Annotated in this window: 8 protein-coding genes; 5 read left to right on the forward strand and 3 right to left on the reverse strand. The window is 75.4% G+C overall.

Features of this window, described 5'->3' with window-relative positions; all coding sequences use genetic code 11:
• Nucleotides 1-208: 208 nt before the first annotated feature.
• The 3 genes from ACRYMY_RS19220 to ACRYMY_RS19230 all read right to left on the reverse strand — a co-directional run bounded on the left by ACRYMY_RS19220 (nt 209) and on the right by ACRYMY_RS19230 (nt 3010).
• Complete coding sequence (locus ACRYMY_RS19220; protein ID WP_432548821.1) at nt 209-1186, reverse strand: COX15/CtaA family protein; 978 nt, start codon at nt 1184-1186, stop codon at nt 209-211.
• Between the two features lie 64 nt (nt 1187-1250).
• Entirely contained in the window at nt 1251-2051 is an 801-nt protein-coding gene (locus ACRYMY_RS19225; protein ID WP_432548822.1) for an ABC transporter permease, read from the reverse strand.
• Nucleotides 2048-3010 (reverse strand): ABC transporter ATP-binding protein, encoded by a 963-nt coding sequence (locus ACRYMY_RS19230; RefSeq protein ID WP_432548823.1) that lies wholly within the window; start codon nt 3008-3010, stop codon nt 2048-2050. Before ACRYMY_RS19230 ends, ACRYMY_RS19225 begins: the two co-directional genes overlap by 4 nt.
• 114 nt (nt 3011-3124) lie before the next feature.
• Here ACRYMY_RS19230 and ACRYMY_RS19235 point away from each other — a divergent pair, with 114 nt between their 5' ends.
• Genes ACRYMY_RS19235 through ACRYMY_RS19255 form a run of 5 tightly spaced genes read left to right on the forward strand, consistent with a single transcriptional unit; the run spans nt 3125 to nt 7868 of the window.
• Nucleotides 3125-4006: a helix-turn-helix transcriptional regulator gene (locus tag ACRYMY_RS19235; protein WP_432548824.1), complete on the forward strand. Its 882-nt coding sequence runs from the start codon at nt 3125-3127 to the stop codon at nt 4004-4006.
• Nucleotides 4003-5439, forward strand: coding sequence for a Fe-S cluster assembly protein SufB (gene sufB / locus ACRYMY_RS19240; RefSeq protein ID WP_432548825.1), 1437 nt, complete (start codon nt 4003-4005; stop codon nt 5437-5439). The genes ACRYMY_RS19235 and sufB overlap by 4 nt, the downstream gene beginning before the upstream one ends.
• Nucleotides 5439-6677: a Fe-S cluster assembly protein SufD gene (gene sufD, locus ACRYMY_RS19245; protein ID WP_432548826.1), complete on the forward strand. Its 1239-nt coding sequence runs from the start codon at nt 5439-5441 to the stop codon at nt 6675-6677. The genes sufB and sufD overlap by 1 nt, the downstream gene beginning before the upstream one ends.
• Nucleotides 6677-7444: a Fe-S cluster assembly ATPase SufC gene (gene sufC / locus ACRYMY_RS19250; RefSeq protein ID WP_432548827.1), complete on the forward strand. Its 768-nt coding sequence runs from the start codon at nt 6677-6679 to the stop codon at nt 7442-7444. Before sufD ends, sufC begins: the two co-directional genes overlap by 1 nt.
• 34 nt (nt 7445-7478) lie before the next feature.
• Nucleotides 7479-7868, forward strand: a complete 390-nt coding sequence (locus tag ACRYMY_RS19255; protein ID WP_432548828.1) for a metal-sulfur cluster assembly factor — start codon at nt 7479-7481, stop codon at nt 7866-7868.
• Nucleotides 7869-8000 lie beyond the last annotated feature (132 nt).

Raw genomic sequence — 8000 nt, forward strand, 5'->3', positions numbered from 1 at the left:
GGGGGGGGGGGGGGGGGGGGGGGGGGGGGGGGGGGGGGGGGGGGGGGGGTGGGGGGGGGGGGGGTGGGGCTGGGGGGGGGGGGCGGGCCCCGCGCGCCCCCCCCCCCCGCGACCGGGTCGGGCGCCCGCGCGCGACGACCGGCGCGGACGTGCCGAGGGCCCCGCACCCCGGGCGGGGTGCGGGGCCCTCGGCGGGTCCGGCGGGGTCTCAGGCGGGCTGGGCGGTGCGCTCGCCGACCGCGGCGGGAGCGGCGACGACCGGCTCGGTGAGCACGCACAGCTGCCGGGCCATCGCCACGACCAGCAGGCAGGCACCGGCCATGTGGACGGCGACGACGGCCCACGGCAGCCCGGTGAAGTACTGCGCGTAGCCGACAGCGCCCTGGAGGAGCGTGGCGGCCATCAGCTGCCAGGCCAGGCGGCGGGTGCGGGCCGGTGCGGCCGTCACCCGCAGGGCGACGACGAGCCCGACGAGCAGGCCCACGAAGACCATGACGAGGTCGGCGTGCAGCCAGCTGACCGACTGCGGGTCCAGCGGGAAGCGCGCCGGCTCCTCCGCGTCGCCCGAGTGCGGGCCGGAGCCGGTGACGACCGTGCCGACGACGAGGACGGCGGCCAGCACAGCGGCGGCGGCCCAGGCCAGGCCCCGGATGTCGCGGCGCACCACCGGCCGCCGCGGGCCGGGGGCCTCCTTGCCGCGCATCCACAGCACCGTCGAGGCGGTGATGAGCAGCATGGAGACGAGGAAGTGCGTCATGACGAACGCCGGGTGCAGCGCCGTGTGCACGGTGATCCCGCCGATGACGGCCTGGGCGAGGATGCCGAACAGCACCAGGCCCACGAACGGCAGGAGGTCCAAGCGGCGCCGGCGCCAGACGACGACGAGGGCGGCCAGGGCCGCCAGGCCGACCAGCCCGGTCAGGGTGCGGTTGCCGAACTCGATCCACTTGTGGAAGCCCTCGGCCTGCACGACCGTCGGCGTGAACGAGCCGGGGGTGCACTCGGGCCAGGTGGGGCATCCCAGTCCGGAGCCGGTGAGCCGGACCAGGCCGCCGGTGACGACGATGAGGCACTCGGCGAAGACGTTGAAGGCGAGGACGCGGGACCACCAGCCCGTCAGCGGACCGCCGCGGCCTCGCGCGGCGCCGGGGGCGGTGGCAGCGGGGCGACCGGCGGTGACGCTCACGAGCGAATCCTAGGCGCCGGGCGGGCGGTGCCCCTCCCGCGCGCGGGGGCCGCGGGGTGTGACCTCACTCCCACCGGAACCAGCGGGCGCAGGCCGCGGAGGCGGCCAGCGCCCACACCAGCAGCACCAGCAGCGGGCCGGGGGCCACGGCGTGGCCGGTGACGGCGGCGCGCAGCGCCTCGCCCAGGGCCCCGGAGGGCAGCAGGTCCGTCAGCCACGGCACGGGGGAGGGCAGCACGAGGCCGCCGCCGGCCAGCAGGAGCACCCAGGCGAAGTTCGCGGCGGCCAGCGTGGCCTCGGCGCGCACGGTGCCGGCCAGCAGCAGGCCGAGCGCCGTGAAGGCGGCCACCCCCAGGAGCAAGGCGGGCAGCGCGGCCAGCGCGGCCGCCGCGTCGGGGCGCCAGCCGACGAGCGCGGCGACAGCGCCGAGGACGAGCACCTGCACGGCGACCAGGGCCAGGACGGCGCCGACCTTGCCGGCCAGCAACCCGCTGCGGCCCAGCGGGGAGGTGGCCAGCAGCCGCAGCACGCCGTTGCGGCGGTCGAAGCCGGTGGCGATGGCCTGGCCGGTGAAGGCCGTGGAGACCACCGCCAGCGCCAGCACGCCCGCCAGGGCCAGTCCGGGGCGCTGGGCGGCGGTGGTCTCGCCCAGCGACACGGAGGTCGTGCGGGCGGCGGCCACGAGCACGATGACGGGCAGGACGAGGGTCAGCAGCAGCTGCTCGCCGTTGCGCAGCGCGACGCGCGCCTCCAGCCCGGCCTGGCGCACCACGCGCCGCGGCCACGGGGCCGCTGCGCCGGCGGGGCTCAGGTCGAGCGCGGCGGCCGCGGGGCCGGGCGCCGCGGGCCGGTCGGTCGCGCTCACCGCAGGCTCCGTCCGGTCAGGTCGAGGAAGACGTCCTCCAGCGTGCGGCGCTGGCTGCCCAGCCCCTCGGGCCAGGCGTCGTGGGTGGCGCACCAGGAGGTGACGGTGGCGGCGACCTGGGGGCCGGGGGCCACGCCGGAGACGACGTAGCGCCCCGCCTCGGGCTCGGCGACCTCCGCGCCGGCCGGCAGGGCCAGCGCCAGGGTGCGCACCGGCAGCCCCGGCGGGGCGGTGAAGGTCAGCGCCGCGGGGCCGCGGGTCAGCTCCTCGGGGGTGCCGGTGGCCACGACGCGGCCGCGGTCGACGACGACGACGGTGTCGGCCAGGCGCTCGGCCTCCTCCATGAGGTGGGTGGTCAGCAGCACCGCGACACCTGCGGCGCGGGCCTCGCGCACGACGTCCCAGACGGCCAGGCGCGCCTGCGGGTCCAGGCCCGCGCTGGGCTCGTCGAGGAAGAGCAGCTCCGGGCGCCCGACCAGGGCGCAGGCCAGGGCCAGGCGCTGGCGCTGACCGCCGGACAGCCGGCGCACGCGCGTGCGGGCGAAGGAGGTCAGCCCCAGCCGCTCGGCCAGCGCGCCGACGTCCAGGGGGTGGCTGTGCAGTCCGGCGACGTGGCGCAGCGCCTCCAGCGCGCCCACGCCGGTGGGCAGCCCGCCGTCCTGCAGGACCACCCCCACCCGGGGGCGCAGGGCGGCGCCGTCGCGGTGCGGGTCCAGGCCCAGCACGCGCACGGTGCCGCTGTCGGCCCGGCGCAGGCCCTCGCAGCAGGCCACCGTCGTCGTCTTGCCGGCGCCGTTGGGGCCCAGCAGGGCGGTGACGCGCCCGCGGGCGGCGGTGAAGGAGACGCCGTCCAGGACCGCGCGGCCCCGGTAGCGCTTGCGCAGGTCGGCGACCTCGAGCGCGGGTGCGCCGCGGGGGACGACCTCGCGCAGGTCGGGGGAGGTCGAGCCGACTGCCACGGTCGCCGAGTCTACGAGCCACGTCCCGGCCCCCCGGTCCCGAGCCCGCGCGGGACGCGGACCGGCGGGGGCCGGGTGGGGGCCGGGTGGGACCGGGCGCACCAATTAGGTAACATGGGTGTTGTGGAATTGGTGAGGGCAGCCTCACCTCGTGCGGCGGCTCCCGGCGGGGGCGCCGGCGGGGCGGAGGTCGAGGAGCGCACCCGCACGCGGGTGCGCACCGCCGTGGCCGAGCTGGGCCCGGTCACCGCCGCCCGCTTGGCCGAGGTCCTCGGCCTGACGGGCGCGGCCGTGCGCCGCCACCTGGACGCCATGACCGCCGCCGGTGTCCTGGAGGCCCGCGAGGCGACCCCGGGCCGCCGCCGCGGCCGCGGGCGTCCCGCGCGCGAGTACGTGGTCTCCAGCGCCGGGCACGACGCCCTGCCCTCCGGCTACGACGACCTGGCCCTGGCGGCCCTGGACCACCTGGCCCGCACGGGCGGGGAGGCCGCCGTCGAGGACTTCGCGCGGCGCTTCGCCGAGCAGCGCTCGCGCGCCGTGCGCGAGCGGCTGGCGCAGCACGACGGCGGGCCGGACGCGGACGGCGTGGCCCGGCGCGTGGCCGCCCTCGCGGCCGCCCTGGCCGGGCAGGGCTACGCGGCCTCGGTGCGCCCGGTGGGGGAGGGAACACCCGCGGAGGGCACCCAGTTGTGCCAGGGGCACTGCCCGGTCCGCCGGGTGGCCGAGGCGTACCCCCAGCTGTGCGAGGCGGAGGCACGGGTGTTCGAGCAGGTGCTCGGCACGCGCGTGCAGCGCCTGGCGACGCTGGCGCAGGGCGACCACGTGTGCACGACCTTCGTGGCCCACCCCCGCGCCGCCCACCCCGACCACGAGCCCGGGGTCCCGCCCCGGACCCGCCCCGACGGCCACCCGGCCGCCCCCGAGCACGCTCCCCGGGACGCCAGCGCGCGCACCCCGGCGGAGGGATCGACGCCGACGGAAGGACGACGACGATGACCAGCACACCGGAGATCACCACCAGCGGGGTCGAGCACCCCGAGCTGGAGGGCCTGGACAAGTACCGCTACGGCTGGGCCGACTCCGACGCCGCCGGCGCCTCCGCCCGCCGCGGGTTGTCCGAGGAGGTCGTGCGCGACATCTCGGCGAAGAAGTCCGAGCCGGAGTGGATGCTCGCCCAGCGCCTGAAGGCGCTGAAGATGTTCGACCGCAAGCCCATGCCGGACTGGGGCTCGGACCTGTCGGGCATCGACTTCGACAACATCAAGTACTTCGTGCGCTCCACGGAGAAGCAGGCCACTAGCTGGGACGAGCTGCCCGAGGACATCAAGAACACCTACGACCGCCTGGGCATCCCGGAGGCGGAGAAGCAGCGCCTCATCGCGGGCGTGGCCGCGCAGTACGAGTCCGAGGTCGTCTACCACCAGATCCGCGAGGACCTGGAGGAGAAGGGCGTCGTCTTCGTCGACACCGACACGGGCCTGCGCGAGCACGAGGAGCTCTTCAAGGAGTACTTCGGCACCGTCATCCCGGCCGGCGACAACAAGTTCGCCGCGCTGAACACGGCCGTGTGGTCGGGCGGGTCGTTCATCTACGTGCCGCCGGGCGTCCACGTCGACATCCCGCTGCAGGCCTACTTCCGGATCAACACCGAGAACATGGGCCAGTTCGAGCGGACGCTGATCATCGCCGACGAGGGCTCCTACGTGCACTACGTCGAGGGCTGCACCGCGCCGATCTACCAGACGGACTCGCTGCACTCGGCGGTCGTGGAGATCATCGTCAAGAAGAACGCCCGCGTGCGGTACACGACCATCCAGAACTGGTCGAACAACGTCTACAACCTGGTGACCAAGCGCGCCACGGCCGCCGAGGGCGCCACCATGGAGTGGATCGACGGCAACATCGGCTCCAAGGTGACGATGAAGTACCCGGCGGTCTACCTCATGGGCGAGCACGCCAAGGGCGAGACGCTGTCCATCGCGATGGCCGGCGAGGGCCAGCACCAGGACGCGGGCGCCAAGATGGTCCACGCCGCCCCGCACACCGCCAGCTCCATCGTGTCCAAGTCCATCGCCCGCGGCGGCGGGCGCACCTCCTACCGCGGCCTCATCCAGGTCCTGGAGGGCGCGCACCACTCCGCCTCGACGGTGCGCTGCGACGCGCTGCTGGTGGACACGATCTCCCGCTCGGACACCTACCCCTACAACGACATCCGCGAGGACGACGTCGTCATGGGGCACGAGGCGACCGTGTCGAAGGTGAGCGACGACCAGCTCTTCTACCTGATGAGCCGCGGGATGGCCGAGGACGAGGCCATGGCGATGATCGTGCGCGGGTTCATCGAGCCCGTCGCGCGCGAGCTGCCCATGGAGTACGCGCTGGAACTGAACCGCCTGATCGAGCTGCAGATGGAAGGGGCCGTCGGCTGATGACCGCCGTCGACGAGACGACCACCGACCCGGCGGCGGGCTCGCCCGCCAACACCGCCCGGGCGCACAGCCACGGCGCCGGCTCGGTGCCCGACGCCAGCCGCGCCGAGCGCCGCACCTCCTTCGACGTCGCCGACTTCCCCGTCCCCGGCGGGCGCGAGGAGGAGTGGAAGTTCTCCCCGCTGCGCGACCTGGCGCCGCTGTTCGAGGAGACCGCCGGCCCGGCGCCGGTCGTCGAGGTGCGCGCGCCCGAGGGCGTGGAGCACCGCACGGGCACGCCGGCCGAGGTCGGCGCGGGCACCGGGTTCGTCCCCGGCGACCGCGCCGCGGCCGCCGGCTGGGCCACCACCGCCGAGGCGCACCTGGTGCGCGTGCCCGCCGAGGCCGAGCTGGACGAGCCGGTGCTGGTCACCGTCCGCGGCACCGCGGGCGCCACCACCTCCGGTCACGTCGTCGTGGAGGCCGGCCACCACGCGCGCGCCCTCGTGGTGCTCTCGCACCTGGGCTCGGGCGCGCACCGCGGCAACGTGGAGGTCCGCGCCGGCGACGGCGCGCAGCTGACCGTCGTCTCGCTGCAGGAGTGGAACGCCGACGCCGTCCACAGCGGCCAGCACGACGTCGTCGCGGGTCGCGACGCCACGGTGCGGCACATCGCCGTCTCCCTGGGCGGCAAGGTCGTGCGCCTGTCGGTGAACCTGCGCTACGCGGCCCCCGGCGGGGACGCCACCGCGCTCGGCGTCTACTTCGCCGACTCCGGCCAGCACCTGGAGCACCGCCAGTTCGTCGACCACGAGGTCCCGAACTGCCGCAGCTACGTGGAGTACCGCGGGGCGCTGCAGGGCGAGAGCGCCCGCGCCGTCTGGATCGGCGACGTCCTCATCCGCGCCGCGGCCGAGGGCACCGAGACGTACGAGCTGAACCGCAACCTCGTGCTCACCGACGGCGCCCGCGCCGACTCCGTGCCCAACCTCGAGATCGAGACCGGCGAGATCGTCGGCGCCGGGCACGCCTCGGCGACGGGCCGCTTCGACGACGAGCAGCTGTTCTACCTGCAGGCCCGGGGCATCCCGAAGGAGGAGGCCCGCCGCCTGGTGGTGCGCGGCTTCTTCGCCAGCATCGTCGAGCGGATCGGCGTGCCGGAGATCTCCGAGCGCCTCATGGCCACCATCGAGACCGAACTGGCCGGCGGCACCCCGGCCCCGACGACCGTGGCACCGAGCGTGCTGGAGGAGAACTGATGAGCACCCTGGAGATCCGCGACCTGCACGTGACCGTCGACGAGGCCGACGGCGGCGTGAAGGAGATCCTGCGCGGGGTGGACCTCACCATCCGCTCCGGCGAGGTCCACGCGATCATGGGCCCGAACGGGTCGGGCAAGTCCACGCTGGCCTACTCGATCGCCGGGCACCCGAAGTACACCGTCACGGGCGGCTCGGTCACCCTGGACGGCGAGGACGTCCTGGAGATGTCCGTGGACGAGCGCGCCCGCGCCGGCCTCTTCCTGGCCATGCAGTACCCCGTCGAGGTCCCCGGCGTGACGGTGTCGAACTTCCTGCGCACCGCCAAGACCGCGATCGACGGCGAGGCGCCGAAGCTGCGCACCTGGGTCAAGGACGTCAAGCAGGCGATGGACGACCTGCGCATGGACTCCGCCTTCGCCGAGCGCAACGTCAACGAGCACTTCTCCGGCGGTGAGAAGAAGCGCCACGAGATCCTGCAGATGCAGCTGCTCCAGCCGAAGTTCGCTGTCCTGGACGAGACCGACTCCGGCCTGGACGTGGACGCGCTGAAGGTCGTCTCGGAGGGCGTGAACAAGGCGCTGGCGGGGGAGAACAACCCCGGCGTGCTGCTCATCACGCACTACACGCGCATCCTGCGCTACATCACCCCGCAGTTCGTCCACGTCTTCGTGGACGGCAAGGTCGCCGAGGAGGGCGGCCCGGAGCTCGCCGAGTCCCTCGAGGAGACCGGGTACGACCGCTTCCTCGCCGGCGCCGGCGCCTGAGCGGCGCACCCCCGCAGCAGATCGGAGACCACCCGTGAGCGACACGACCGAGACGACCGGCCCGAGCGCCGGGACCGACGCCGGGACGGCCACCGCCCCGGCCACCGGCCCCACCCCCGCCGCGGTGGAGGAGGTCGAGGAGGCCCTCAAGGACGTCGTCGACCCCGAGCTGGGCATCAACGTCGTCGACCTGGGTCTCATCTACGGCCTGTCGGTCTCCGAGGACAACGTCGCGACGATCGACATGACGCTGACGAGCGCCGCGTGCCCCCTCACCGACGTCATCGAGGACCAGACGCAGCAGGCCCTCGTCGACGTCGTGGCCGGCCACCGCATCAACTGGGTGTGGATGCCGCCGTGGGGCCCGGAGAAGATCACCGACGACGGCCGCGAGCAGCTGCGGGCCCTGGGCTTCAACGTCTGAGGTCCCGCGCGGGCGTCGCGGGACGTCCCGCCCGAGGGGGGGGGGGGGGGGGGGGGGGGGGGGGGGGGGGGGGCGGGGGGGGGGGGCGCGCCCGCGCGGGGCCCGGCGGCGCCGGTGCGATCCCGCACACAC

It is taken from the genome of Kineococcus haloalkalitolerans (genome assembly GCF_050871905.1).
In the GTDB taxonomy this organism is placed as follows: Bacteria; Actinomycetota; Actinomycetes; order Actinomycetales; family Kineococcaceae; genus Kineococcus.

What these genes read in the sequence shown, in the direction of transcription:
- ACRYMY_RS19235 (WP_432548824.1), top strand. Translation starts at nt 3,125, where the DNA reads ATGGGTGTTGTGGAATTGGTGAGGGCAGCCTCACCTCGTGCGGCGGCT.
- sufB (WP_432548825.1), top strand. Translation starts at nt 4,003, where the DNA reads ATGACCAGCACACCGGAGATCACCACCAGCGGGGTCGAGCACCCCGAG.
- sufD (WP_432548826.1), top strand. Translation starts at nt 5,439, where the DNA reads ATGACCGCCGTCGACGAGACGACCACCGACCCGGCGGCGGGCTCGCCC.
- sufC (WP_432548827.1), top strand. Translation starts at nt 6,677, where the DNA reads ATGAGCACCCTGGAGATCCGCGACCTGCACGTGACCGTCGACGAGGCC.